General features: G+C 66.4%; 27 protein-coding genes. 21 read left to right on the top strand and 6 right to left on the bottom strand.

Features of this window, described 5'->3' with window-relative positions:
- The first annotated feature begins 140 nt into the window (after positions 1-140).
- Both pdxT and ABZ293_RS07600 read left to right on the top strand, forming a co-directional pair.
- Positions 141-791, top strand: a complete 651-nt coding sequence (gene pdxT, locus ABZ293_RS07605) for a pyridoxal 5'-phosphate synthase glutaminase subunit PdxT (protein WP_355178279.1) — start codon at positions 141-143, stop codon at positions 789-791.
- A 113-nt stretch (positions 792-904) separates the two neighbouring features.
- On the top strand, positions 905-1,660 hold the full coding sequence (locus tag ABZ293_RS07600; protein WP_355178277.1) for a YebC/PmpR family DNA-binding transcriptional regulator: 756 nt from the start codon (positions 905-907) through the stop codon (positions 1,658-1,660).
- A 155-nt stretch (positions 1,661-1,815) separates the two neighbouring features.
- On the opposite strand, the gene ABZ293_RS07595 is transcribed toward ABZ293_RS07600, so the two are convergent.
- Positions 1,816-2,022, bottom strand: a complete 207-nt coding sequence (locus tag ABZ293_RS07595) for a DUF5988 family protein (RefSeq protein WP_354950689.1) — start codon at positions 2,020-2,022, stop codon at positions 1,816-1,818.
- Between the two features lie 201 nt (positions 2,023-2,223).
- Between ABZ293_RS07595 and ABZ293_RS07590 the strand changes: the two genes are divergently transcribed.
- Positions 2,224-2,475, top strand: a complete 252-nt coding sequence (locus ABZ293_RS07590) for a hypothetical protein (RefSeq protein WP_354950691.1) — start codon at positions 2,224-2,226, stop codon at positions 2,473-2,475.
- A 10-nt stretch (positions 2,476-2,485) separates the two neighbouring features.
- Here the strand turns inward: ABZ293_RS07590 and ABZ293_RS07585 are convergent, their stop codons facing one another.
- A complete protein-coding gene (locus ABZ293_RS07585; RefSeq protein ID WP_355178275.1) occupies positions 2,486-3,436 on the bottom strand; it encodes an NADP-dependent oxidoreductase in 951 nt (316 codons plus the stop codon).
- A 70-nt stretch (positions 3,437-3,506) separates the two neighbouring features.
- On the opposite strand from ABZ293_RS07585, the gene ABZ293_RS07580 reads away from it, so the two are divergent.
- Positions 3,507-4,496: a helix-turn-helix domain-containing protein gene (locus ABZ293_RS07580; protein ID WP_355178273.1), complete on the top strand. Its 990-nt coding sequence runs from the start codon at positions 3,507-3,509 to the stop codon at positions 4,494-4,496.
- A 34-nt stretch (positions 4,497-4,530) separates the two neighbouring features.
- Here the strand turns inward: ABZ293_RS07580 and ABZ293_RS07575 are convergent, their stop codons facing one another.
- The gene (locus tag ABZ293_RS07575; protein ID WP_355178271.1) at positions 4,531-5,997 is read right to left on the bottom strand and encodes an alpha/beta hydrolase-fold protein; all 1,467 of its coding nucleotides are present in this window, start codon (positions 5,995-5,997) and stop codon (positions 4,531-4,533) included.
- A 200-nt stretch (positions 5,998-6,197) separates the two neighbouring features.
- Between ABZ293_RS07575 and ABZ293_RS07570 the strand changes: the two genes are divergently transcribed.
- From ABZ293_RS07570 to ruvB, 4 genes are all read left to right on the top strand, one after another.
- Positions 6,198-6,683, top strand: a complete 486-nt coding sequence (locus tag ABZ293_RS07570; RefSeq protein ID WP_355178269.1) for an MmpS family transport accessory protein — start codon at positions 6,198-6,200, stop codon at positions 6,681-6,683.
- A 109-nt stretch (positions 6,684-6,792) separates the two neighbouring features.
- Positions 6,793-7,362, top strand: coding sequence for a crossover junction endodeoxyribonuclease RuvC (gene ruvC / locus ABZ293_RS07565; protein ID WP_355178540.1), 570 nt, complete (start codon positions 6,793-6,795; stop codon positions 7,360-7,362).
- Entirely contained in the window at positions 7,359-7,964 is a 606-nt protein-coding gene (gene ruvA / locus ABZ293_RS07560) for a Holliday junction branch migration protein RuvA (protein WP_355178267.1), read from the top strand. The genes ruvC and ruvA overlap by 4 nt, the downstream gene beginning before the upstream one ends.
- 6 nt (positions 7,965-7,970) lie before the next feature.
- Entirely contained in the window at positions 7,971-9,053 is a 1,083-nt protein-coding gene (gene ruvB / locus ABZ293_RS07555; RefSeq protein ID WP_355178265.1) for a Holliday junction branch migration DNA helicase RuvB, read from the top strand.
- A 10-nt stretch (positions 9,054-9,063) separates the two neighbouring features.
- Here the strand turns inward: ruvB and ABZ293_RS07550 are convergent, their stop codons facing one another.
- Together ABZ293_RS07550 and ABZ293_RS07545 are read right to left on the bottom strand one after the other, a co-directional pair.
- Positions 9,064-9,642, bottom strand: coding sequence for a DivIVA domain-containing protein (locus ABZ293_RS07550; RefSeq protein WP_355178263.1), 579 nt, complete (start codon positions 9,640-9,642; stop codon positions 9,064-9,066).
- Between the two features lie 165 nt (positions 9,643-9,807).
- Positions 9,808-10,458 (bottom strand): TetR/AcrR family transcriptional regulator, encoded by a 651-nt coding sequence (locus ABZ293_RS07545; RefSeq protein ID WP_355178261.1) that lies wholly within the window; start codon positions 10,456-10,458, stop codon positions 9,808-9,810.
- 98 nt (positions 10,459-10,556) lie between these two features.
- Here ABZ293_RS07545 and ABZ293_RS07540 point away from each other — a divergent pair, with 98 nt between their 5' ends.
- From ABZ293_RS07540 to ABZ293_RS07505, 8 genes are all read left to right on the top strand, one after another.
- The gene (locus ABZ293_RS07540) at positions 10,557-12,047 is read left to right on the top strand and encodes an NAD(P)/FAD-dependent oxidoreductase (RefSeq protein WP_355178259.1); all 1,491 of its coding nucleotides are present in this window, start codon (positions 10,557-10,559) and stop codon (positions 12,045-12,047) included.
- Positions 12,048-12,316: 269 nt separating this feature from the next.
- The gene (yajC, locus tag ABZ293_RS07535; protein WP_355178257.1) at positions 12,317-12,679 is read left to right on the top strand and encodes a preprotein translocase subunit YajC; all 363 of its coding nucleotides are present in this window, start codon (positions 12,317-12,319) and stop codon (positions 12,677-12,679) included.
- A 116-nt stretch (positions 12,680-12,795) separates the two neighbouring features.
- On the top strand, positions 12,796-14,529 hold the full coding sequence (secD, locus tag ABZ293_RS07530) for a protein translocase subunit SecD (RefSeq protein ID WP_355178255.1): 1,734 nt from the start codon (positions 12,796-12,798) through the stop codon (positions 14,527-14,529).
- Positions 14,530-14,552: 23 nt separating this feature from the next.
- Positions 14,553-15,779, top strand: coding sequence for a protein translocase subunit SecF (gene secF / locus ABZ293_RS07525; RefSeq protein WP_355178538.1), 1,227 nt, complete (start codon positions 14,553-14,555; stop codon positions 15,777-15,779).
- 25 nt (positions 15,780-15,804) lie between these two features.
- The gene (locus ABZ293_RS07520) at positions 15,805-17,520 is read left to right on the top strand and encodes an ABC transporter substrate-binding protein (protein WP_355178253.1); all 1,716 of its coding nucleotides are present in this window, start codon (positions 15,805-15,807) and stop codon (positions 17,518-17,520) included.
- 37 nt (positions 17,521-17,557) lie between these two features.
- A complete protein-coding gene (locus ABZ293_RS07515; protein WP_355178536.1) occupies positions 17,558-18,130 on the top strand; it encodes an adenine phosphoribosyltransferase in 573 nt (190 codons plus the stop codon).
- A gap of 60 nt (positions 18,131-18,190) precedes the next feature.
- Complete coding sequence (locus ABZ293_RS07510; protein ID WP_355178251.1) at positions 18,191-18,481, top strand: DUF4291 family protein; 291 nt, start codon at positions 18,191-18,193, stop codon at positions 18,479-18,481.
- 193 nt (positions 18,482-18,674) lie between these two features.
- Positions 18,675-20,264 (top strand): ATP-binding cassette domain-containing protein, encoded by a 1,590-nt coding sequence (locus tag ABZ293_RS07505; RefSeq protein ID WP_355178249.1) that lies wholly within the window; start codon positions 18,675-18,677, stop codon positions 20,262-20,264.
- 2 nt (positions 20,265-20,266) lie between these two features.
- On the opposite strand, the gene ABZ293_RS07500 is transcribed toward ABZ293_RS07505, so the two are convergent.
- Positions 20,267-20,677, bottom strand: a complete 411-nt coding sequence (locus tag ABZ293_RS07500) for a nuclear transport factor 2 family protein (RefSeq protein ID WP_355178247.1) — start codon at positions 20,675-20,677, stop codon at positions 20,267-20,269.
- 84 nt (positions 20,678-20,761) lie between these two features.
- Between ABZ293_RS07500 and ABZ293_RS07495 the strand changes: the two genes are divergently transcribed.
- The 5 genes from ABZ293_RS07495 (at position 20,762) to ABZ293_RS07475 (ending at position 25,701) form a co-directional block, all read left to right on the top strand.
- Complete coding sequence (locus ABZ293_RS07495) at positions 20,762-21,262, top strand: helix-turn-helix domain-containing protein (protein WP_354950720.1); 501 nt, start codon at positions 20,762-20,764, stop codon at positions 21,260-21,262.
- A 22-nt stretch (positions 21,263-21,284) separates the two neighbouring features.
- Entirely contained in the window at positions 21,285-22,586 is a 1,302-nt protein-coding gene (locus ABZ293_RS07490; protein ID WP_355178245.1) for a hypothetical protein, read from the top strand.
- 106 nt (positions 22,587-22,692) lie between these two features.
- Positions 22,693-23,964 carry a hypothetical protein gene (locus tag ABZ293_RS07485; protein ID WP_355178243.1) on the top strand — a complete coding sequence of 424 codons (1,272 nt, stop codon included), beginning with the start codon at positions 22,693-22,695 and terminating at the stop codon, positions 23,962-23,964.
- A 72-nt stretch (positions 23,965-24,036) separates the two neighbouring features.
- Positions 24,037-24,402, top strand: a complete 366-nt coding sequence (locus ABZ293_RS07480) for a DUF4345 domain-containing protein (RefSeq protein WP_355178241.1) — start codon at positions 24,037-24,039, stop codon at positions 24,400-24,402.
- Between the two features lie 339 nt (positions 24,403-24,741).
- Entirely contained in the window at positions 24,742-25,701 is a 960-nt protein-coding gene (locus tag ABZ293_RS07475) for an acyl-ACP desaturase (protein ID WP_355178239.1), read from the top strand.
- The last annotated feature ends 49 nt before the right edge of the window (positions 25,702-25,750 follow it).

Genomic DNA, 25,750 nt, shown 5'->3' with positions numbered 1-25,750 from the left:
GGCTCGGGCGCCTTGCGTGGCAACACGGCAATCACATCTGTGAGTGTCGACCGATTTCCGCCCGATGAACCCGCTCTTGATGCAACGTTGACGGTCACCGTGAGCAGGACCACAGCACCCCCGCCTCGTAAGCTCGTGGCGTGAACGTATCGGTCGCCTCGCCTGTTCCCGGCGCGCAGCAGATTCCCACCCGGCCCACCATCGGCGTGCTGGCGCTGCAAGGCGATGTGCGCGAACATGTCGCGGCGCTGGCGGAATGCGGCGCCGAACCGGTGCTGGTGCGGCGTGCGTCGGAGCTGGCCGCGGTGGACGCGCTGGTGCTGCCCGGCGGCGAATCGACCGCCATCAGCAAACTGCTCGAGGTCTTCGAACTCCTCGAACCGCTGCGTGCGCGGCTGCGGGAGGGGATGCCCGCCTTCGGATCTTGCGCCGGGATGATCCTGCTCGCCTCCGAGGTGCTCGACACCCGCCCCGATGCGAAACATCTGTCCGGTATCGATATGACGGTGCGCCGCAATGCTTTCGGCCGCCAGGTCGATTCGTTCGAGACCGATCTGGAATTCGCGGGCCTGAACGGCGGTCCGATGCGCGCGGTCTTCATCAGGGCGCCGTGGGTGGAGCGGGCCGGCGCGGGGGTCGAGGTATTGGCCACCGTCCCGAGCGGCCCGTTTGCCGGGCGCATCGTCGCGGTGCGGCAGGGCAGGGTGGTCGCGACGTCGTTCCATCCGGAAGTCACCGGCGATCTGCGGGTGCACAAGATGTTCGTCGATCTGGTCCGCGACGCCCAGTAGTCGCCCTCGGAAAGTCGTCGCGACCGGACGAGTAGGCTGAGAGAGTTGTCTACCCGGCCGGTGCGGGTACCGTGCGCACGATCAGACGTGCTGTCGACTGGAGGAAGTAGGGAATGAGCGGCCACTCCAAATGGGCCACCACCAAACACAAGAAGGCGGGGATCGACGCGAAGCGCGGCAAGCTCTTCGCCAAGTTGATCAAGAACATCGAGGTGGCGGCCCGCACTGGTGGCAGTGACCCGGCGGGCAATCCGACGCTGTACGACGCCATCCAGAAGGCGAAGAAGTCGTCGGTTCCGAACGACAACATCGAGCGTGCCCGCAAGCGCGGCGGCGGCGAAGAGGCGGGCGGCGCCGACTGGCAGACCATCATGTACGAGGGCTACGGCCCCAATGGTGTCGCCGTGCTGATCGAATGCCTCACCGATAACCGCAACCGCGCCGCGGGCGAGGTGCGCGTCGCGATGACCCGCAATGGCGGCAATATGGCCGACCCGGGCTCGGTCTCCTACCTGTTCCACCGCAAGGGCATCGTCACCCTGGACAAGAACGGCCTCTCCGAGGACGACGTGCTGATGGCGGTGCTCGACGCGGGTGCCGAGGAGGTCAATGACCTCGGGGAATCCTTCGAGATCATCAGCGATCCGTCCGATCTGATCCCGGTGCGCAAGGCGCTGCAGGACGCCGGAATCGATTACGACTCCGCCGAATCCGGCTTCCAGCCGTCGGTATCGGTCGCGGTCGATCTCGATGGCGCACGCAAGGTGTTCAAGCTGGTCGACGCGCTCGAGGACAGCGACGATGTGCAGAACGTCTACACCAATGTCGACATCCCCGACGAGGTCGGCGCTCAGCTCGAAGAGGACTGAGTCGACCCCATCGGGTAACTCCGGGGCGGTTCGCACAGCTGCGGACCGCCCCGAGTGCGTCCACGGGTCGGTCCGTCCTGTTGAACGGAGCGAACCGGACGGTGCGTCGGGTGCGCGGACGTCGAGCGCGGAGAACTGCGCGGCGCTGCTGGAACTTATTCCGCGATTCTGGTGCGGTCGGACCACTCGTATACCGGCAGCCGCCCTTCGGGCGTATCTGCCTCGCGGTTGGTCACCTTGAAGTGCTCGTATCCGCCGCGGAATTCGACTTTGAGCTCGACGCCGGGCGGTGTGATCGGAACGATGCGCGCTGGCAAGTCTTTCGGCCCACCTTCGAGGACAGCCTTCACAACATTGCTCATCCTTCGGATGGTAGATCTCCTATGTGATGCCCGCCACAAACACGGCCGTGCAACCCGCGTAATCGCAGCCGACGATGTCAGCACCGTAACGATTTCGGCTCAATTCCTGATATCGGATTCGAGTACCGCGACAACCGTCGCGGCGACCCGATCAGGCTCCGGAACACCGAGAACTTGTCCTGCCCGGAAAGAGACCAACCTATGAGTCGATCCCTTGCCGACGAGCGTCCCGGCCATTCGACCGACCTGAATGTCACCCTCGCCCCGCTCGCGGTCGCGACGGGACTGATCCTGCTTATCGCCGCCTGCGCGACGATGAACCGGATGCCCGGCTGGGCCGACGACTACGGTGCGAGCCTGGTGTACTTCGCGATCTTCCTATACGTGGCGATTGCCGGGCGTTTGACCTGGTGGGGCGCCGACATTCTGATCCGCGCCGCGAAGAAGCGCTGACCAGGCCGGATCACGGCACCGTGAGGACCAATTTGCCTACGGTGCGGCCGGTTTCGCCCTGTGCGTGCGCCTTCGCGGCCTCCGCGAGCGGGAAGACTCCGGCGATGGTGGGACGCAGTGCCCCGGATTCGACGAGTCGAGCGAGTGCGGTCATCCCTGCATGGTCGTGCTCTACCAGCATGCGCACCGCCCGGACTCCGGATCGCTGTGCCTCGGCCGTCAATTCGGCCGTACCGAATGCGCGCAGCGAGACGAGTAGACCGCCGGGGCGGAGTGTGCGCAGCGACCGCACGCTGTTCTCGTCATCGATGGAATCGAGTACCACATCGACATCGCGTACCGCATCGGCGAAATCGGTTGTGCGGTAATCGATCGTCTCGTCGGCGCCGAGCTCGCGCAGAAATGCGTGGTTGGCTGCGCTCGCGGTGCCGATCACCTGAGCGCCGCGGGCCTTGGCGATCTGGACTGCGAAGTGTCCGACACCACCGGCGGCGGCGTGGATCAGAATGCGCTGTCCGGCTTGGAGTTTCGCGGTGTCGACGAGGGCCTGCCAAGCGGTGAGGGCGGCCAGCGGGACCGCGGCGGTCTGAATGTGGTCCAGGTTCGATGGCTTCGACGCGAAGGCGCGGGCGGGACCGACGGCGTATTCGGCGAACGCGCCATGGCCGTTGGGGTAGGGGAGCATGCCGAAGACCTCGTCGCCCGGGTGGAACAGGGTGACCCCGATACCGGTCCGCACCACTTCACCCGATACATCCCAGCCCAGGACGAATGGCGGCTCGTCGAGGAACAGTCCCGCGACGCCGCGATGGCGCCAGTCGGTCGGATTGAGCCCAGCGGCCCGCACCCGGACCAGGATCTCGCCGGGACCGGGCGTCGGAATCGGCAGTTCGACCTCGGTCAGGACCTCGGGGCCGCCGATCACATCCTGACTGATCGCGCGCATGGTGGTGTCGTTCATGTCCCTCAGCTTGCCGAGGGCGGCGACTCGGGGAAATGGCACGATTGCCAATATTCGATATGATCGCGCCATGGTCGGACCTTCGGATGCGCAGCGGCATCGAGTGGTCGTGCTCGCGCTGGACGGGGTGTATCCCTTCGAACTCGGCATTCCGAGCCGGGTATTCGGCACCGCCGCGGACCGCTACGAGGTGAGCACCTGCTCGGTCGACGGCGCGCCCGTGCCGAGCCGATCCGATTTCGCCATCGCCGTCCAGCACGACAGCCGGGCGCTGGCAGCTGCCGACACCGTGGTCATTCCGGCCTGCGATATCGAGATGACGCTCGGCGGCACGCTGCCGGCGCCGCTGGCGGAGGCGTTCGCGCGGATCCGGCCGGGCGCACGGATCGTCTCGATCTGCACGGGGGCATTCGTGACGGCCGCGGCCGGACTGCTCGACGGCCGGCCCGCGACGACGCATTGGAATGTGGCCGACCAGTTCCGGCGGAGCTTCCCCCGGGTTCGCCTCGATACCGATGTCCTGTACGTCGATGACGATGACGTGCTCACCTCCGCGGGCGCGGCGGCCGGTATCGATCTGTGCCTGCATCTGGTGCGCCGCGATCACGGCAGTGCGGTCGCCAATACGGTCGCACGGCGCTGTGTCGTGCCGCCGTGGCGCGACGGCGGCCAGGCTCAGTACATCGAACAGCCGGTGCCGCCGTCGACTTCGGCGGGCACCGCCGCCGCCAGGCACTGGGCCCTCGAGAACCTCCAATTGCCCTTGACCATGGACGAACTCGCGGTGCGGGCCCGAATGAGCAAGCGCACCTTTGCCCGCCGCTTCCGAGACGAGGTCGGCATGAGCCCCGGCCGCTGGCTCATCCAGCAGCGCGTCTTCCGTGCCCGCCAGCTCCTCGAATCGACCGACCTGACGGTGGATCGCATCGCGGGCGAGGTCGGCTTCGCCACCGGCAGTTCGCTGCGCCAGCACCTACACGATTCGATCGGCGTCGCACCGCTGGCCTATCGTCGGACCTTTCGTGCCGAGTCGGAGCCGCCAGCGCAGTCGCGGGGCTGACCCCCGGCTCAATTCATCGGTCGCGCAATCGGTTTCAGGTCGCGTCCGGCACCGGGAGTCCGACTCGGGCGACTATCCAGGGAAACGACGAGGTGAAGGCGGCCGCGGCGAACTGCCAGGTGTGGCCGCCCTGGGTGGTGTGGATGGTGCAGTCGATGCCGACCTCATGTCCTGCGGCACACAGCTTTTCGGCCGCGCCGACCTCGCCGGTGTCGACAACACCGTCGTGGCCGCCGAAGCCGACGGTGTCGTCGTCGACCGCCGCTGACTGGCGTCCACCACGGGATCCCGGACCGGATTTGGGTGGGGTGAGATCGTCGAACAGACCGGCCATATCGGTGTACGGGCCGTGTTTGCCCATGACGGTGATCGGGTCGAAGGCGGCCCAGCGGTCGGCGTCACCGCCGAAAAGGCGTTTGATCGTCTGCTCTTTGGTGCCCGAGGTCGGGCCCAGATCACCCGCGATATCGACGAAGGTGCGCACCAGCTCGGGGTGCATGACGGCCAGATCGACCGCGCAGGTGCCGCCCATCGACCAGCCAACCACGGCCCAGTTCGCCGGATCCGCCGACGCGCCGAAGCGGGATTCGAGGTAGCCGGGCACATCTCGGGTCAGATGGTCGGCGGCGTCGCCGCGCGGACCGTTCACGCATTCGGTGTCGTTATTGAAGCTGCCACTGGAATCGACGAAGACCAGAATGGGGGCGCGGCCGCCGTTGGCGGCGGTGAACTTGTCCACTTCGGGCATGATCTGGCCGCTGCGCATCCAGTCCGCGGGGGTGTTGAACTCACCACCGATCATCATGACGACCGGCAGGGTGGGCGGCGTCGGACCGGCGAACCAGGCCGGTGGCAGGTACACGTATTCAGTGCGATGCGGAAATCCGCTGCCCGCGTCGGGAATTCGCACCGGCACGATCTTGCCGGTGGTGACGTTCGTATTGCGCAGTGCGGGCAGGGCGTCGATATCGGTCTGGTTCGGCAGCGGGCCCGCGGTGAGCGCATTCCACGCCGACTGCACGGTGGGGTAGTAGCCGACCCACTGATTGAGCACGATGCCGGTGCTCAACAGTGCCAGGGGTATGGCGAGCACCGAGACGCCGCGCCGCCACCAGCGCGCGCTGCGCCAGCCGAGCGCGGCGACGGCGATGGCCGCGACCGCTGCCCCGGCACAGGCCCACAACTCGATCGGCGCCGGATCCGAGGCCAACCCCTGATCGTTTACATACGCCCACGCGGCCACCGAACCCGCGGCACCGAACGCCGCACACACCGGCAGCAGCACCAGCCGCCAGCGCCGGGTTCGCCAGCCGATCGCGAGGATCAGCAGGGCCACCGCGATCAGTTCGACGGTCAACGGTAACCAGCCGTGCAGCAGCGAAATCCCGTGATGGGAGCCGTATTGGTAGCTCGGATTCAGATTCGCCGACGGCAGCCGTGGCGGCGGTGGCGGCGTCACGGGGGTCGCGGGCGCGGCGAGCGGGGCACGGACTACGGGCACCTACGGCATTGTCGAGACCATTCCTCGAGAAACCCTGTGAATCGGCTCCAGCAAAACTGTGGTTCGGTGCCGAACCGGTGCGCGTTGCTGAAACGCAGCAGGCTCCGGGGGCGATTCAGAGGCAGAGCTGAAGCGGACTCCGAACGACCTTGTCCGGTAAGGTCCTATCGCCGGTTGTGCAGGATTCAGGAGGGGTGCACGTGACCTACCAACCACCGCCGCAGTATCCGGGTTATCCCGGGCAGGGGTATCCGGGCTACCCGGGCTATCCGCCGCAGCCACCCAAGGGAAAGCCGGTGTGGCCCTGGGTATTGGGCGGTGTCTTCCTGGCGATCGTGCTGACCGTCGGTGGGTGTGTCGCGGTGTTCGGATCCATCGCCTATCGGATCGACAAGGAGTCGAAGAAGGAAGTCGCGGTGACCTATGAGGTCTCCGGCACCGGCACCGCCGATATCACCTTCACCAGTGGCGATTTCGACAGCTCCAATGCCAACGACGCGCCACTGCCCTGGACCAAGGCCGTGACCCTCACCGGATTCGTCCGTTCGGGCCGGGTGTCGGCCACCGTCAGCGGGTCCGGCGGCGGCACGGTGAGCTGCCGGATCCTGCGCGACGGCAAGGTGGTCGTCGAAGATTCCGATTCCGGGTCGTACGCGTACGTGAGCTGCTATCACTCATTCGACTGAATCGGGTCCCGACGTCGAATCCCGGACGGGCGCCGTGTCGTTGGCGAACGGTGCCCGCGCGGTCCACTAGACTCTCGAACAGTTGTTCGTGTCTTCGAGAGGGGATCGTGTGCGGGTGATGGGCGTCGATCCGGGGCTCACCCGGTGCGGCCTCAGCATCGTCGAAGGCGGGCTGGGGCGGAAGGTGACGGCGCTCGACGTCGACGTGGTGCGCACCCCCGCGGATATGGATCTCGCACACCGGCTGATGGGCGTCGCCGATATCGCCGAACACTGGATGGATACGCACAAACCCGATGCGGTCGCGATCGAGCGGGTGTTCGCGCAGCACAATGTGCGCACCGCGATGGGCACCGCGCAGGCGGGTGGAGTGATCGCGCTGGCGGCGGCGCGGCGGGGTATACCCGTCGCCTTTCACACCCCGAGCGAGGTGAAGGCTGCCGTCACCGGCAATGGCACCGCGGACAAGGCTCAGGTGACCGTGATGGTGACGCGTATCCTCGGCCTGCAGGTCGCGCCGAAACCGGCGGATGCGGCCGATGCGCTGGCCCTGGCGATCTGTCATTGTTGGCGGGCGCCGCTGATGGCGCGGATGGCCGAGGCCGAGGCGCGGGCCGCCGAGGTACAGCGGCGGTATACCCAGCGGCTTGCCGAACAACGGAAGGTGGTGCGCCCGTGATCGCGTCGGTACGCGGTGAGGTGCTCGAAATCGCGCTCGATCATGTGGTGCTCGAGGCGGCGGGCGTCGGCTACCGGCTCAATGTCACCCCGGCGACACTGTCGACGCTGACCCGCGGCGAGGAATCCCGGCTGTTCACCGCGATGATCGTGCGCGAGGACTCGATGACGCTGTACGGATTCGCCGATACCGAATCCCGTGACCTGTTCGGTCTTCTGCAGACCGTCTCCGGCGTCGGTCCGCGGCTGGCCATGGCGGTGCTCGCGGTGCTCGAGCCCGAGGCGCTGCGCAAGGCGCTTGCGGAGAGCAATGTCGCGGCGCTGACCCGGGTGCCCGGCGTCGGTAAGCGCGGCGCCGAGCGCATGGTGGTCGAGTTGCGGGATAAGGTGAATCTGGTTCCGGTGCAGGCGGGTCCGCCGGGTACTACGCCCACACCGGTGCTCACGCCGGTGCGCGAGCAGGTGGTCGAGGCCCTGATCGGACTCGGCTTTCCCGCCAAACAGGCGGAACCGGCGGTCGATGCCGTACTCGCCGATCAACCCGCCGCCGGCACTTCGGCCGCATTGCGCGCCGCGCTCGGCTCGCTCGCCAAGAACCGGTAAGCCGTCATGGACCACGACACCACCGAACCCGAATCCCAGGTCACCGCAAGCTATCTCAAATCCGACGGGGAGATCGAGGCCAGCCTGCGCCCGAAATCCCTCGACGATTTCATCGGCCAGCCCCGCGTGCGCGAACAGTTGGCGCTGGTACTGCGCGGCGCCAAACAGCGTGGCGGCACGCCGGACCATGTGCTGCTGTCCGGCCCGCCCGGTCTCGGCAAGACCAGTATGGCGATGATCATTGCCGCGGAACTCGGTACGGCACTGCGCATCACCTCGGGTCCGGCATTGGAGCGCGCCGGCGATCTCGCCGCCATGTTGAGCAATCTGGTCGAGGGCGATGTGCTGTTCATCGACGAGATCCACCGGATCGCCCGGCCCGCCGAGGAAATGCTCTATCTCGCGATGGAGGACTTCCGCGTCGACGTGGTCGTCGGCAAGGGCCCGGGGGCAACATCGATTCCGCTCGATATCGCGCCCTTCACCCTGGTCGGTGCGACCACCCGCTCGGGTGCGCTCACCGGTCCGCTGCGTGACCGCTTCGGCTTCACCGGTCATATGGACTTCTACGATCCCGACGAGCTCCTGCGCATCCTGCAGCGCTCGGCCCATATCCTCGGCGTCACCATCGATCGTGACGCCGCTGCCGAAATCGCCGGACGCTCCCGCGGCACGCCGCGCATTGCCAACCGCCTGCTGCGCCGCGTCCGCGACTATGCCGAGGTCCGCGCCGACGGCCTGATCACCCGTCCCATCGCCCAGGCGGCGTTGGAGGTCTACGACGTCGACGTGCTGGGCCTGGACCGCTTGGACCGTGCCGTCCTCGGGGCCCTGGTCCGCAGTTTCGGCGGTGGGCCCGTTGGGGTTTCGACGCTGGCCGTCGCGGTCGGCGAGGAGGCTGCGACGGTCGAAGAGGTCTGTGAGCCCTTCCTGGTGCGCGCGGGCATGGTCGCGCGCACGCCCCGCGGTCGCGTCGCAACGGCTGCCGCGTGGGAGCATCTCGGCCTCGTGCCGCCTCCGGACCTGGTCTTCGGCTCCATCGAGGTCCGCGGCCGCGAACCCCACCCCACCCTCGACCTGTTCGAATGACCCACCGGCGCTAGCGGTGGTTGGCTCCATCTTCGAGAGCAGTGACGACCAGGTCGAGGAAGGCGTCCACCTCGTCCCGGGTGTAGCCGCGGGTGCCGAGGCGGGCTTCGGTGAAGCGGACCGCGCGGACTTCGGTGGTGGTGAGGCTGCCGGGTCCACCGTGTGCCAGGGTGGCGGCGACCAGGTCGAGGAAGGCGTCCACCTCGTCGGTGTCATAGCCGCGGCGGCCGACCGCGGCCTGGGTGAACTGCATGTGGTGTACATCGTCGGGGGTGAGCAGGGCGGCGGGGCCGGAACCATTGCCGCCCACGGGAACCGGGCGGCTGCCGCGCTGGCGGAATTCCAGTTCGATGCGGACCCGGTCGAGGAATTCGTCGACCTGGTCGGCCTGGTAGCCGCGGCCACCGAAGCGTGGGGCGTCGAAGGCGACGTGGCGGATATCGTCGGCGGTCAGCGCACCCTGCCCATCGAGCGTCGCGGAGACGAGTTCGAGGAAGGCGTCGACCTCATCGGCGTGATAGCCGCGGTGTCCCATCGGCGGCATGGCGAAATGGATTCGGCTCACGTCTTCGGGGGTCACCTGCGACATTGTGTCAGGGGCGGTGCCCTGCTCTGGTCGAATACGCATTTTTTCGAACTCGGCGGTCTCTACCGAACACGTGCTGCCCCCGTTGGCCACAGTCGATCTGGCTACACCCTAGCGCTGATCGCCGCGACGATCCGGTGGAGAATTATCGGTCTCGCCGGAGTCGATTCAGTCCTTGCGCACGCCGTCGATGAGCAGTCGCCGGATCGCCTCGTTCAGTTCGCTGACCGCGGTCTCGTCCGGATTGCGCAGCCCCTGGACGATGCCCGCGATGAGCATGCCGGTGACGGCCTTGGCGGTGTTCTTGGTGTCGAGGTCGGCCCGCAGATAGCCGAGCTCGACACCGTGCGAGAGGTAACCGGCGGTGAGCGCGTCGGCCATATCGAGCAGCCCGTAGAGCCGGGTGGTGAGTTCGTCATCGATACCGGTGGCGTGGAACAGCAGCAGCTGAGCGACCCGCCGGTCGGCGACCAGGATCCCGGTGAGGGCGGCGCCGATGCGGTCGATCTGGGCGCGGTATTCGTCAAGGGTGGTGGCGGCGTCGGGCGCGTTGTCGGTGCCGAGCGCCTCGATGATCCGTGCGGCCAGATCGTCGATGACCACGTCGATGATCTCGCGTTTATTGCTGAAGTACCGGTAGAACGTGCCGTGCCCGATGCCCAGCTCATTGGCGATATCGGCGATGCCGGTGGCGTGATAGCCCTTTTCGGCGAAGCAGACGAACGCGGTGTCGATGATCTCCTGGCGCAGCTCGGCCTTGCGTCGCTGGATCGCATTGCCGGCCGCTGGTCGGGGCGCACGCGTGGATGGCTTCGTCACCCACCCGATGATACTGTGTTCACAAACGGAATGAGATGTCATTCCGTGAGAGACGGTTCCTACATTCCCGTTGGAATGTATTCAGCAGGAGGTTCGACGTGGCGCCTCAGTACGACGCGGTTGTGGTCGGTGCGGGATTCGGCGGAATGGGTGCGGGTATCGAGCTCGACCGGCTGGGTCTGAGCAACTTCGTGATCCTGGAGCGCGAGAACGATCTCGGCGGCACCTGGCACGTCAATCGCTACCCGGGGCTCGCCGTCGATATCGCCTCGGTGACCTATTCGTATTCCTTTGAGCCCAACCCCTATTGGACGCGGCTGTTCGCGCCGGGCAAGGAGCTCAAGAAGTATGCCGAGCACGTCGCGGACAAGTACGGCCTGCGTCGTCGGATGCGCTTCGGCACCGTGGTGGACGGTGCCCGCTGGAATGCCGAGCACCAGCACTGGGCCGTATCCGTCGCCGATGGCGAAACCATTACCGGCCGTTACCTTTTGACCGCGACCGGATTCCTGTCCCAGCCCTACACCCCGCCGTTTCCGGGTATCGAGTCCTTCGCGGGTAAGATCATCCACACCACCGCGTGGGAGGACGATTTCGACCTCACCGGCCGCAGAGCCGCCATTATCGGCACCGGCGCCACCGCCGTGCAGTTGGTGCCGGAGGCGGCCAAGAAGACCAAGGAACTCACCGTCTTCCAGCGCACGCCGATCTGGGTGGTACCCAAGATCGATACCGTGATTCCCGCGCCGGTGCAGCAGCTGTTCGCCCGTGTGCCCGCCACCCAGAAGGCCGCGCGGCTGGTCAACACCAGCCTGCTGGAGGCGCTGATGGTGCTCGGCGTGTTGCACTTCAAGCAGGCCAAACCGCTGAACAAGGCCGCAGGCGTACTGGCCAAGGCGCACCTGCGCGCACAGGTGCGCGATAAGGAGACGCGCAAGCAGCTCACCCCGCACTACGACTTCGGCTGCAAGCGTCCCACGTTCTCCAATGCCTACTTCAAGACGTTCAACCAGCCCAACGTCCGGCTGGAGACCAACTCCATCGATCACATCGAGCCCGACGGCATCGTCACCGCCGACGGCCACAAGACCGAGATCGACACCCTGATCCTGGCCACCGGCTTCAACCTATGGGATGTGAACTTCCCGGCCATCGAGATCATCGGCCGCGAGGGCGTCGACCTCGGAAAGTTTTGGCGCGACAACCGTTTCCAGGCCTATGAGGGCATCACGGTGCCGAAATTCCCGAACTTCCTCAGCCTCAACAGCCCATATTCCTACAGCGGCCTGTCGTACTTCACCACCATCGAGGCCCAGATGAAGCATATGGGCCGCCTGTTGAAGGAGACCTTCCGTCGCGGCGAGACCACCTTCGAGGTGACCGAGCAGGCGAACCGGCACTTCCTGGATCGGGTCACCGACAAGCTGGGTTCCTCGGTCTTCTACGGCGGCGACTGCTCGAGCGCGCGCAGCTACTACTTCAACCAGCACGGCGAGGCCGCCCTGCTGCGCCCGACCAGCACCATCAACGCACATCGCGAAGCGGTCGCCTTCCCGCTCGATGACTACAGCTACGGCAAGATCGCTTAGCACGCCCCGTTGCGCAGCCCCGCGACCCACCACGGTCGCGGGGGCTCGCTCGTTACCTGTGGCTTTTCGGCCCGGATGCGGGTCGGCATCGAGTAGTGCGGTTGCGTGGAATACCTGGGCCGACCGGTCCACGGACCGTGCCCTGATGCCCGCTGAAGCGGCGTTCTGGGACGTCAGGGGGTGTGCCGGTGTGGTGGCGACGACGCGAACTGGCAGACTGTTGGTTGTACTTGTCCATCCCACCCACAGACTAGGGACTGACTTCGACGATGGAACTGCTGTTTCCGCTGCTGCTGGTAGCCCTGCTCGTGCCCATGTTCCTCGGTGTGCGCCGTCAGAAGCGCGAGGCCGAGAAGGTCACCACGATGCAGGAAAGCCTGAAGGTCGGCGACCAGGTCACCACCACGTCGGGGCTCTACGGCACCGTGGTCGATATCGATGACGAAACGGTCGATCTCGAAATCGCCGAGGATGTCATCACCACCTGGCTGCGTCAGGCCATCCGCGATGTGCGGACCACGGACGAGACCACGGATGAGACCGTGGCCGATGAGATCGCCGCCGACGAGATCGAGGCCGGTCCCGTCGAGGAGTCCGCGCAGCAGACCGAGACCCGGCTGACCAAGGACTGACCCGGTTCCAGCGGTGCACCCGCGTGCAGACGACCGCCGCGGGCGGTCCGTCCGGGTGCCCGGCTGTGCGTGCCCGCCTGTTCCACCCTCGACTTCCGCCTAGGAGATGACGAACTGTGCCACCTTCCCAGGGATCGGCGCATCCGCTCCGGTTGCTCGGCGTCTACGCCGTGCTGCTGGCCGTGATCTATGCGCTGGTGTTCTTCGCCGGTGACCATTCCCCGACCCCCAAGCTCGGCATCGACCTACAGGGCGGTACCCGGGTCACGTTGACCGCCCGCACCCCCGACGGCAGCAAGCCGAGCCAGGACAGCCTGCGCCGGGCGCAGACGATCATCGAGAACCGTGTCAACGGCCTCGGTGTGTCGGGTTCCGAGGTCGTCATCGACGGCGACAACCTGGTGATCACGGTTCCGGGTGACGACGGTGGCCAGGCCAAGGCGCTGGCGACGACCGCCAAGCTCTACATCCGTCCGGTGCTGCAGGCCGTGCCCGCGGTCGGCGGCAAGGGCACGCCGCAGGCCTCGGGTACTGCCGGGACAACTCCGGGCGCCATTCCGGACGCCACGCAGCTCAACCCCGACGGGACACTGCCGACCCAGTCCGCGCCGACCACCGCCGCGGTGCCGACCACCGAATCTGCACCCGCTGCGGAGTCGACCCCGCAGCCGCGCGTCTTCCCCGCACAGGCACCGACCTCGCCCCCGGCCCCGCCCGGCGGGCTGACGCCGCAGGAACAGGCGAAGAAGGAGATCGCGGACGCCAAGGCGACCCGACAGAGCACCGATCCCACGGTGCAGCAGGCCGCGATGGCCGCGATGGACTGCAGCAAGGCCGATCCGCTGGCCGGTAACGACGATCCGAATCTGCCGCTGGTCGCCTGCGCCACCGACGGCAAGGAGATCCTCCTGCTCGACAAGAGCCGCATCGACGGCCAGGAGATCAAGAACGCCACCTCGGGACTGAACCAGCAGCAGGCCCGCCATGAGGTGAACCTGGAGTTCAAATCCGAGGGTAGTGACGCCTGGGCGACGCTGACCGGCGAATACATCAACAAGCGGGTCGCATTCGTACTCGACTCGAAGGTGGTCAGCGCGCCGGTCGTGCAGTCGGGTCCGCAGCAGGGCGGTCGTACCACCATCTCCGGTAGCTTCACCGCGGCCAGCGCCAAGGAGCTCGCGAACACCCTGAAGTACGGTTCGCTGCCGCTGTCGTTCCAGACCTCGGAGGCCGAGACGGTATCGGCGACGCTGGGTCTGTCCTCGCTGCGCGCCGGTCTGCTCGCCGGTGCGATCGGTCTCGCGGTGGTGCTGCTGTACTGCCTGGCCTACTACCGGATGCTCGGCTTCCTCGCCGGATTCTCGCTGGTCGCCTCGGGTGTCGCGGTGTACGGCATCATCGTGCTGCTCGGCCGGTGGATCGGATTTACCCTCGATCTGGCCGGTATCGCCGGTCTGATCATCGGTATTGGTCTGACCGCCGACTCCTTCGTGGTGTTCTTCGAACGCATCAAGGACGAAATGCGCGAGGGTCGCAGCTTCCGCTCGGCGGTGCCGCGCGGTTGGCAGCGCGCCCAGCGCACCAACCTCTCCGGTAAGACCGTCAGCCTGATCGCCTCGGTCGTGCTCTACATTCTGGCCGCCGGTCAGGTGAAGGGCTTCGCGTTCACCCTGGGCATCACCACCGTCCTCGACGTGATCGTGCTCTACCTGGTGACCGCGCCGCTGATGATGCTGGCGTCGCGCTCGCCGTTCTGGGCCAAACCGTCGGTCAACGGGCTCGGCGCGATTCAGGAAGTGGCCAGGGAACGCAGGGCTGGCGAGGCTCTGGTGAAGGAGACGTCACGATGAGGACAGCATCGCGCAGCGATTCCATGGGGGGCGGCGGTCGGGATACCGACGATCGTTACTCGACTGTGGAGCCACTTGCCGACGAGGTGAACGCTTACGATGCCGCGCCGAAGCACAGCGTCTTCGAGCGGCTCTACACCGGCACCGGCGGTTTCAAGATCGTCAGTCGGCGGCGCTTCTACTACGCGCTGACCGCGGCCTTCGTGCTGATCTCGTTGCTGAGCATCGGAATTCGCGGATTCACCCTCGGCATCGACTTCGCGGGCGGCTCGCGCATCCAGTTGCCCGCGGCGGGGACCGCGACCACACAGAAGGTCGAGGACGTCTACTCCCAGACCATCGGCCACGCCCCGGTGACCGTGCAGAAGGTGGGGTCCGGTTCGGCGGAGACCATTCAGGTCCGCTCCGATACGCTGAGCGCCGCCCAGACCGACGCGCTGCAGACCGCGCTGTTCAACGCCTTCCAGCCGAAGGACAAGGACGGCAATGTTTCGCGCAACGCGATCAGTGTCGCGGAGATCAGCGAGACCTGGGGTAGCCAGATCACCAAGAAGGCCGTGATCGCGCTGGTGGTGTTCATCGCGCTGACCATGGTCTACATCGCCATCCGGTTCGAACGGGATATGTCGATCGCGGCGATCGCCTCGCTGTTCTTCAACATGATCGTCACGGCGGGTATCTACTCGCTGGTCGGCTTCGAGGTGACCCCCGCCGCGGTGATCGGTCTGCTGACCATCCTCGGCTATGTGCTCTATGACAATGTCGTCGTCTTCGACAAGGTCGAGGAGAACACCCGCGGTGTGGTGAATACGTCTCGGCGCACCTATGCCGAACAGGCGAACCTCGCGGCGAACCAGACGCTGATGCGTTCGATCAACACCACCGTCATCGGCATTCTGCCGATCGTCGGCATGCTGGTGATCGCGGTGTGGCTGCTCGGCGTCGGCACGCTGAAGGATCTGGCGCTGGTGCAGCTGGTCGGCATGGTCGTCGGCGCGTACTCGTCGATCTTCTTTGCGGTGCCGCTGCTGGTATCGATCAAGGAGCGGTGGGGTCCGGTCGCGGCGCACACCAAGAAAGTGCTCAACAAGCGTGCCGGATTGGCATCGGCGCGTGCGGGAGTCGAGGCGGAGCGGCGCGCGGTCGCGGCGACCGGCCGGGATCTGGGTGCGCACCCCGTGCGCGAACCCGGACAGGCCCCGCGTCCCGGCGCTCGGCCGAGCGGAAAGCGGAACAAGCGCAGGCACTGACAGCCGACGGCAGGGGTTTTCCTTGATGAAGCAGTCGCTAGCGGCACGTTTGATCGGAGCGGTGGCTGCGGGCACCGTGGCCGCCACGGTGGTGGCCGGGTGCTCGAGCCAGAACCAGGTGCCCTCCATCGGCTATGCCGTCGATGCGGTGATCGCCAGTTACAACGGGGGCACCACGCTCGGCGCGAGCAGCGGCTCGGACGCGGTGTTCGCGCGCGTGCTGACCGGGTTCTTCTACACCGGCCCCGACGGCCAGCAGATCGCCGATACCGATGTGGGCACCGCGAAAGAGGTGCCGGGCGAGGCGCAGACCGTGCAGTACCGGCTCAACGCGGACGGTGTGTACTCCGACGGCGTGCCGACCTCGTGTGACGATCTGGTGCTGGCCTGGGCCGCGCGCAGCGGCCGGTACACCAAACCCGGTGACCGCGGCCAGGTTCCGCTGTTCGATGCCGCGAGCACCGCCGGATACGCCGATATCGAGCGGGTGGACTGCCAGCCCGGCTCCAAGGACGCGACCGTGGTGTTCCGCGGGGACCGGCACTACCTGCCGTGGCGCAATCTGTTCGCCGCGGGGGAGTTGATGCCCGCGCATGTGGCGGCGCGGGTGGCGAATGTGCCGAATGTCGTGACGGCCGTGCAGTCCGGTGATCAGGCCGCATTGCAGCGGATCGCCGACTTCTGGAACAACGGGTGGACCATCGGCGCGGACAAGTTGGATCTGAGCCGATTCCCGTCGTCCGGACCGTATCGGATCGATTCCTACTCCGCCGAAGACGGGCTGGTCCTGGTCGCCAACGAACGCTGGCGGGGCAATAAGCCCGAGACCGGGCGGATCGTGGTGTACCCGAAGACCGCCGATCTGAAATCGAAGATCGGCGACAATGCGGTCGGGGTCGTCGATATCGGTGCCGGATCGGTGAAGGACATCAATCTGGACGGATTCTCGGTGCGGACGATACCGGGCCGCGGTGCCGAGCAGTTGGTGCTCGGGACCGGCGGCGTCTTCGGTTCGGCCGACGCACGGCGCGCCTTCGCACTCTGTGTGCCGCGGCAGGCGCTATTCGACAAGCTCGGCAAGGCCAAGGACGCGCCGAAGAGCGGGCTCGGCACCGGGATGCTGAATTCTCGCATCACACAGCAGGATTCGCTGTACTACTCGGCCGTCATTGGCGCGGCCGACAAGTACCAGGGCGCGAACGTATCCGGCGCCACCGCGGCCGTTGCCGGCGCGGGTGCGTCGAATCCGACCGTCCGGATCGGCTATCTGAAGCCGGACGAGCGGCGCACCCAAACCGTGCAGATGATCGCGGATGCGTGCAAACCGGCGGGTATCAGTGTGGTGGACGCCGGATCGCCCGATTTCGTACCGTCCCAGCTCACCGAGGGCAAAGTCGACGCCGTCCTCGGTAGCACCGCGTCGGCGCCGGGTCCGGCCGGATCCGAGACCGGTGTGGCCGCTACCAGCGCGTTGCGCACTGGTAGCGGGCTCAATTTCGGTCGCTTCGGTAATGGCCGCTACGATTCGATCACCGATCAGCTTGCGGGCGACGACAACTCGACCACAACGCTGAATCTGCGCACCGAGGCCGAGAACCTGCTGTGGGCGGAGATGCCGAGCATTCCGTTGTTCGCCACACCCCGCACCATCGCATTCGGTGACGGCCTGCGCAACGGGATAGCCGGGCCCACCCAGACGGGAACCGGCTGGAATATGGACCGCTGGGTGTTGCGGCGGTGACAGGTGCTGGTGGGTGAGTAATCATGGAGAGGTGTCGATGAGCAAGCACGCGGCGGTGGAAACGGATGACGTCCTAGCCGAGCGGACGGGCAAAGCCGCCGAATTGGTCGAACGCCTCACCCGCTGGCGCGATGATTTCCCCTCGCCCGGCGTCCGATTTGCCGATCTGACACCGGTTTTCGCCGATCCGGAGGGCTTTCGGGCGATTGTCGACTGCCTTGCCGCCTGTGCGCCCGATGCCGATCTGGTGGCCGGGGTCGATGCGCGTGGGTTCATTATCGCCGCGGGTGTGGCCACGACATTGGGTACCGGTGTCATGGCGGTGCGGAAGGCGGGCAAGCTGCCGCCGCCGGTGATCTCCCGCGAGTACAGCCTCGAGTACGGCACGGCCGCCCTGGAGATCCCCGCCGATGGGGTCGAGCTGAGGGGCCGCCGCGTCCTGCTTCTCGACGACGTGCTGGCGACCGGTGGGACATTGGCGGCGGCGGCGGACCTGTTCAAGGCCGCTGGTGCCGAAATCGTCGCGGCCGCAGTGATTTTGGAGCTCGGCTTCCTCAATGGGCGCGATCGCCAAGGGGATTACCCGTTGACGTCGGTGGTCCGGATCTAGTTCACGGTTCGCGAAAACCGGTTTGCCGGTTGGGGTTCGGTTGCGAGGATCGCTGGGTGGTTGCCTCCGCGCCGATGGGGCAGATTCGGGGCGTCGTATGACGATTCGACAGTTGTGGTCTATCAAGCTTATTCGCCGCATATCGCCGAACCCGCCCTCGCCGCAGCGACTTTCGTGAGTCCCTTCAAGCGGGAGCGGATGACGTGGATCAAGCCGTCGTTCCTGTGGATGATGTATCGCTGTCGGTGGGTCGGTAACCCGGGGCGGGAGCGAGTGCTCGCCGTCAATAGATCTCGGCTGTTATCAGTGCTGGTGGGTAGTGGATCAGAGCTTTCGGACCCAGGTAGTTGAGGCAGGTTAACCGGTCCTGTCGCCGTAGCGGATCGTGTGATCTAAATATCAGTGGCGTGAGATCCCCGGTTGCGCTTAACCTGTGTAAGTCTTACCCCCCGTTGATCGGAGTCATGTCGTTGCTCTCGTGAGGTAGCCACTCGGGCGGCCCGCATCCGCGCGCCGCGTTTCCGTAGCAACCTCTGGGGTCCACATGACCAATCTTTCTCTTTCCGATCTCACCTTTTCCTGGCCCGACGGCACGCCCGTATTCGACGGGCTCGATGCCGTGCTCGGCCCCGGCCATCTCGGCTTGGTCGGTGGCAATGGCGCGGGCAAGTCCACACTGTTGCGGCTGATCGCGGGTGCGCTGACGCCAGCACGCGGTTCGGTCACGGTAACCGGGCGGCTCGGTTATCTGCGTCAGGATCTCGGCCTCGGCACCGGTCAGCGCGTCGATGAGGTGCTGGGTATCGCCGCGATACGGAAGGCGTTGCACCGCATCGAATCCGGCCTCGGCGAAGAGTTGGACTTCGACACCGTCGGTGGGCAGTGGGATGTCGAAGAGGGCGCCATCGCGCTGCTCGGTCGACTGGGTCTGCACTACCTCGCCGATTCGATCGAACAGCTGGACCGCCGTCTGGAGACGCTCTCCGGCGGGGAGACGGTGCTGCTCGGTCTGGTCGCAGAATTGCTGCGCGAACCGGACGTGCTGCTGCTCGACGAGCCGACCAACAACCTGGATCAGCACGCCCGACAACGCCTCTACGAGGTGGTCGGGCAATTCTCCGGCACCGTCCTCACGGTCAGTCACGACCGCGAGTTGCTGGAGCGGATGAGCACGATCGCCGAACTCCGGCAGGGCGAATTGCGTTTGTTCGGTGGCAATTTCAGCGAATACGAGCGGATCATCGAGGCGGAGCAGGAGGTCGTGCGGGCCACGATCCGCGACGCGCGCAGTGACGTTCGCAAACAGGCGCGCGAACTGGTCGAGACCCGGATCAAACTGGATCGCCGGGCGCGTTACGGCCAGAAGATGTTCGAGAACAAGCGCGAGCCCAAGATCGTCATGGGTGCACGCAAGCGGGCCGCACAGGTGTCGGCGGGCAAGTTGCGCAATAACCACATCGAAAAGCTGGACACCGCAAAGGAACAGCTACAGCAGGCCGAGGACCTGTTGCGCGACGATCGGCACATCCGGGTCGATCTGCCCGGCACCCGGCTGTATCCGGGCCAGGATGTCATCGATCTCGACCAGGTCGAACTGGCTTGCGGGCCGACCGTGACGCTGCGGGTGTCGGGTCCGGAGCGGATCGCACTGACCGGCCGCAATGGCGCGGGCAAAACCACGCTGCTGCATCGCATTGCCGCGGCACCGCCGAAGGTTCCGTGGCGGATGTTGCCGCAACGTCTCGATATCTTCGACGAGCACCGTACGGTCTTCGAGAATGTCGCCTCGACCGCGCCGCACGCCTCTGCCGAACAGATCCGAGCCCAACTCGCCCGCTTCCTGTTCCGGGGCGCCGAAGCCGATGTCGCGGCATCGGCCCTCTCCGGCGGCGAACGCCTGCGCGCCGCCCTCGCCATGCTCCTGCTCGCCGAGCCGGCCCCCAAACTCCTGCTACTCGACGAGCCGACCAATAACCTCGACCTGCCCAGCCTCGACCACCTCACCCAAGCCCTCGCCAACTATGAGGGCGCGCTGATCGTGGTCAGCCACGACCCCCGCTTCCTCGACGACATCGGGATAACCAGGCGCGCGGAGTTGAGCACCGACGGACTGGCCGAAACCCTGATCCGGTAGCGCTATCCGCGCGCGGCCCGCCGCATGACCCCCGGATGCCGCAACAGCCGCGGACCCAGCTTCACCGCGAGGAAGCTGAGCGGGAGCCAGGGCCGCAGATGCGGGTTGAGGCGGCGAATTCGGCCGTCTGCGGCCAGTTCGAGGATCATGGCTTCGGTCATTCGGAAGGGACCGACGCTGGCCTCGGCCAGCAGGACGCGGCGGTCGCCGTCCCCGATGTCCTCGGTCCAGCGCAGGTGCGAGAGGCTGCCGTAGGCCGCGGTCAGCAGGATGCGCAGGTCATCGTGACCGCGGAAGGTGAGGCGGCCGGACAGCGGTGAGGTCAGCTCGGCATCGGGCGCGAGGGTGTGCATCATGGCGTCGATATCGGCGGCCTCGGTCGCCTCGCGGAATTGTGCCACTGCATCGGACATCGATCACCTCTCGGCGTTCGGTTCATCGGTCGTATCGCAACGTAATCGAGTCGCTTGCAAAAAGCAATGGACTAGGATGTGGTGATGCCCAAAGCTGCCATGTCCGACATTGTGTGCTCGATCGCGCGAACGCTCGACGTGGTCGGGGAGCGGTGGACGCCGCTGATCCTGCGCGATTTGTTCGTCGGGGTGAACCGGTTCGAGGACATCCGCCGCGATCTCGGCATCGCCTCGAATGTCCTCACCGCACGCCTGGATACGCTGCGGGAATACGGGATTGTCGAGGCGCGGGCGTATCAATCGAATCCGGTGCGCCACGAATACGTGCTCACCGAACAGGGCCGCGATCTGTATCCGGTGCTCACCATGCTCATTTCCTGGGGTGACAAGTGGCTCGCCGGGCCCGCGGGCCCACCTGCGCTGGTCGTGCACCGGGACTGTGGGCACGAGACCTCCGGGGTGGTGGTCTGCCGCGCCTGCGGCGCGCCGCTCACCGCGGATAACGTCTACTGGCGGCACGGCCCCGGCGCGCAGCGAGGGCCGGGGACCATGCTCATCGGCGACCATCTGGAACCGGCGCAGTAGGGCCGCCGCGCACCCGCTCGAGTTGAGCGACTTGCTCGGCTACAGCATGATCAATGCGATGGACCCGGTGCTGCAAGCGATAGCCGACGTCGATTGGGACGAGCTGGAACATGCCTATGGCCCCGCGGCGGACGCTCCGACGCATCTTCAGGCGCTGCTCGACGGTGACGCCGAAGCCTGTGTCGATGCCGTCGGCTATCTCGATGCCGCGCTATTGCACCAGGGCAGTGTGTACTCCGCCACCGCGCCGTTCGTCGCGATCGTGGCCCAATTGCTGCCGCGCCCGCATACCGCGATGACGATCGAGGACATCCTGCCGTGGGATCCGGAGCCGCGGTCCTTGCGGGTCGCGCTGCTGGATTACCTCGAAATCTTCGCGCACAGTTGTTGTTCCGGAATTTCGGATGCGCAGCTCTATGCCGAGGCCTATCCACCCGGTCGCAGCGAGGAGGATCTGCAGCGGGTCAAGGCGAATCGGCGTGCCGGGCTGCTGGAACTCGGTCCCGATCCCGCAAAAGCCCTACTGGTGGAGCATGTTCCGACACCGCCCGGCCTACTGGCGGCAATCGATGACAACGAATTCCGCACGGCGATGCGGGCGCGGGACGAGATCGCCTGTCGCGCGGTGATTCCCAGCGTGATCGAGGCGATCGAACCCCTGGTTGACGATGCGGATGCGGTGGTGCGCATCGCCGCGCTGCGCGCGCTGATCGAGCTCACCACGCATCCGGCCCTGACCGCGAAGCGGTCCGCATTGCTCGACCGGCTCGATACCATCGCGCCGACCATTCCGGATCCGGCCGAACGCGCCACCGCCGCAAGGGTTTCGGGCATCCATGGCGGCCGTCCGGAACGGCTGCTCGCCGATCCCCATCCCGGTGTCCGCGCCTGCGCTGCCCTGGCGCCCGCATTCGCCGCCGAACAACGCGCCACCGACGAACTCCTGTCCGCGTTGGAGCGGCCCGAGGCCATCGACGAGTGGTTCAACCGCTACCTACCCGGGCAGGACGGCTGGCTGCGCCACGATGTCATCCGCGAACTCGTCGGCCGCGTGCACGATTTCGAGATACTGCTGCCCGCCGCCATCGAAGCGGCCTGGGTCGCCAACGAGCATACCATGCACAACGATTGTATTTCGTTCCTGCACAGAGCCTTTCCCGATCCGATCTCCGACGAATCGGAGCTGTCCGCCGCGCAGCTGTCCTATCTCGCGGTGCTGGCGGAGATCGAGCCCCTGTGGCAGACCGGTCAACTCGATCGCTGGTTCAGCGAGGCGGGTCTGCCCGGCGGCCGGGCGAGCTGCCGTCGGTTCGTCGAGCAGTAGCCGATTCGGTCCATTGCCGCGGGCCGCGTCAACGGGTCCGCGCGCGGAGAGTGGGTGTAGGGTCCTGACTTTCGCCGCCGGACCGCGGACACAAGGATGTGTATCCATGGGAATCGAGTTGAACGTGGCGGGGGTGTGCCGCGCGCCCACCGAGGACTTCCTCGATCAGGTCGGGGCATGGTTGCGGACCGGTCCGGCCGGTGCACGGATCGGCTGGACCGCCACGTCGGCTCCATTTCGGAAATCGGTGGAGATCTCCGGTGATCGCCTGCTGGCCGTGCTGCATCCGGCAGCGGAACCGGTCGATCTGCGCGCGGCGCACGGCCAGGTAGTGGTGAGCGCGGGGTGCGCTTCGGCCGGGCCGGGCTATCACCGGCACGTCGCCGCGGTGCTGCACGAAATGGGCAGGCGCTTCGACATTGTGTGGGACGAGGGCACCGAGGATCCGCTCGGACTGGCCGATGACCGCGCCGAGGTCGAACGCGACTACCTGGTGTGGATCCGCACGCTTGCGCGGACGGTATTGACCGAGGTGCCCGCCGAGGGCGCCTGGGTGTCGATCGGATTATCCCTGGGCAGTGACCGATTCGATCACGACGGGCTGGCCGCGAGCTGGTTGGGTCCGCGCGACCGCGACTGGTTCCAGGCCGTCTCCGACGGCAATGAGGCGGCGGCGCGCGCATTCTTCCCGTGGTGGGACGACGGCTGGACCGCGCCGACAATGCGCAATACCGCGATGGGCATCATCTGGAACGACGTGCGGTGGCGCGCACCGACGGACGCCGATGACACCCCCGCGCTGCACCAGGCCGACGCGTTGCTCGCAGAGGCGCACCGGCTCGACGCCGCACTGGACCTGCCGTGGGCGGCCTGGCACGAATTGCGGTCGCTGCTGGCGGATTCGGCACCCATCGCGGCCGGTGCGCCCGCCGATCTGCCCGCGCGGGCCGCCGCGGATCGGCCCGCGCAGCTCGGCTACCGCCGTCGCGCGGTCCGCACGACGCCGGTGTCCGGGTGGAGCCTGCGGATACCGGGCGATTTCACCTACGGCTGGGACGGCGACCGCTGGTGGGCCTGGGACGGCACCCGCCAGATCGAGATCACCATTCTGCGGGTCGGCGATGCGAAGACCGGTCCGCCTCCGGCCGCGATGCTGCAATACGGCGCCAACGCGACCGCGGGGCATCGCGGCGAGCCGGTCATCGGCGGACCAGGTGACGGGTGGTGGTTGCCCGCGGAGGACGGCGACGAGGTCGGGGTGCAGGGTATCGCCAGCCACCGCAACGGCGAACTTCTCCTGGTCACGATCAGCGTTCCGGGGTCACAACTGGGTTGGGCGATCGAGGTCTGGCGCTCGTTGGAATACGGCGGGGACTGATCGCACGTTTGTGGAAGCGGGTGCGCGCTCCCGTCGATCATGCTGGCCTTCCGACTCGATCAGGAGGTTCCCTTGGCAACTGTCATCGATATCGTCATCGGCCTGTTCTTCCTCGCGATGGGTGGGTATGCCCTCGCCGCACCTGCCGCGCTGATTCGTCCCTTCAGCATGCGTCCCGAGCATGCCGTGGCCCGCTATGAGATCCGCGCCGTCTACGGCGGATTCGGTCTGGCGATGGCGGCGATGCTGGCGATCGCGGCGACTCACGATGGATCCCTGCGGTCCGGAATCATGTTCACGATCGGCGCCGCGCTCGGCGGAATGGCTTTGGGCCGGGTCGTCTCCGCCGTGATCGATGACCGCACTTCCTTCTATCCCAACTGGTTCTACTGCCTGATCGAAACCGTCGCGGCGGCGGCCCTGGTGCTGACAGCCTGAGCCGAAACGGGTTGTTGCATCACTGGTGGTGCCAGGCGCGCTGACTGTTGTCCGGGCAGCAGGTCGGTCGGATCGTCGAACCGGTTGCTGGTCGTGACCGGTGGTCAGGTGAGCCGTCTCGCACGGCATATCGCCAACCCATCGAGGTTGTACCTTGTTCAACTACGATGCTGCGCGCCTGATCAGGCCTCCGCGCGATACGCATCGGCCTGTCTACGCGATCAACTAATGGTGAGCAGTTCGAACCCGCCGGGTGAATTCGGCGTCAGGGGATTTCGGCAGCACGCCAATCGGGGCACTCTGGATGAGAGCCGCTGATCCAATGACAGGAACCCGATCGTGACACGTACTTTGACACAGCTGGAGTTACTGACCGAACTCGAACCCGTTGCCGAACAGAACCTCAACCGCCACCTATCGGTTGCCAAGGACTGGCACCCGCACGATTACGTGCCATGGGACGAGGGCCGCAATTTTGCCGAGATGGGGGGAATCGATTGGGAGCCAGGACAATCCAGTCTGAGTGAGCTGGCAAAGGCTGCGCTGGTCACCAATCTGCTGACCGAGGACAATCTGCCGTCCTATCACCGACTGATCGCCGAATCCTTCTCGCAGGACGGCGCCTGGGGCACCTGGGTGGGGCGCTGGACCGCAGAGGAGCACCGGCACGGAATCGTCATGCGGGACTACCTCGTCGTCACCAGAGGGGTGGATCCGGTGGCGCTGGAGCACGCGCGGATGGTCTGTATGACGACCGGGGTGCAGCATCCGACCGGAGTGGACGACAACGGATTCCTACCCGGCGTTGCCTACGTGACATTTCAAGAGCTGGCGACTCGGGTCAGTCACCGCAATACCGGCAAGGTCTGCAACGACGCGGTGGCCGACCGCATGCTGCAACGCATCGCCACAGATGAGAACCTGCACATGGTCTTCTATCGCAACCTGTGCGGCGCGGCCATCGATCTGGCGCCCGACCAGGCGCTGGCGGCGATTTCGGCGATCATCCGAAACTTTCAGATGCCGGGTGCCGGTATGCCGAACTGGCGTCGCAACAGCGTATTGATGGCCAAGCACGGCATCTACGATCTGCGCCAGCATCTCGAGGAGGTCATCAACCCGGTGCTGCGCAAGTGGAACGTCTTCGAGCGCACCGACCTCACTGCCCGCGGCGAACAGGCGCGCGAGGAACTCGGGTTGTTCCTGGAGCGGCTCGGCAAGGATGTGATCAGGTTCGAGGAGCAGCGCGACCGGGCCTTGGCACGCGAGGCGGCCAAGCGCGAGCAGCGGGACGCCTGAGCAGGTTCGTCCCGTCCGCGAAGATCAACTCGCGGTACCGATCCCGACC

It is taken from the genome of Nocardia sp. NPDC005998 (assembly GCF_040614395.1).
Classification (GTDB): domain Bacteria; phylum Actinomycetota; class Actinomycetes; order Mycobacteriales; family Mycobacteriaceae; genus Nocardia.
The sequence above is the reverse complement of the archived record's forward strand: the minus strand, read 5'-3'. Positions and strand labels throughout refer to the sequence as shown.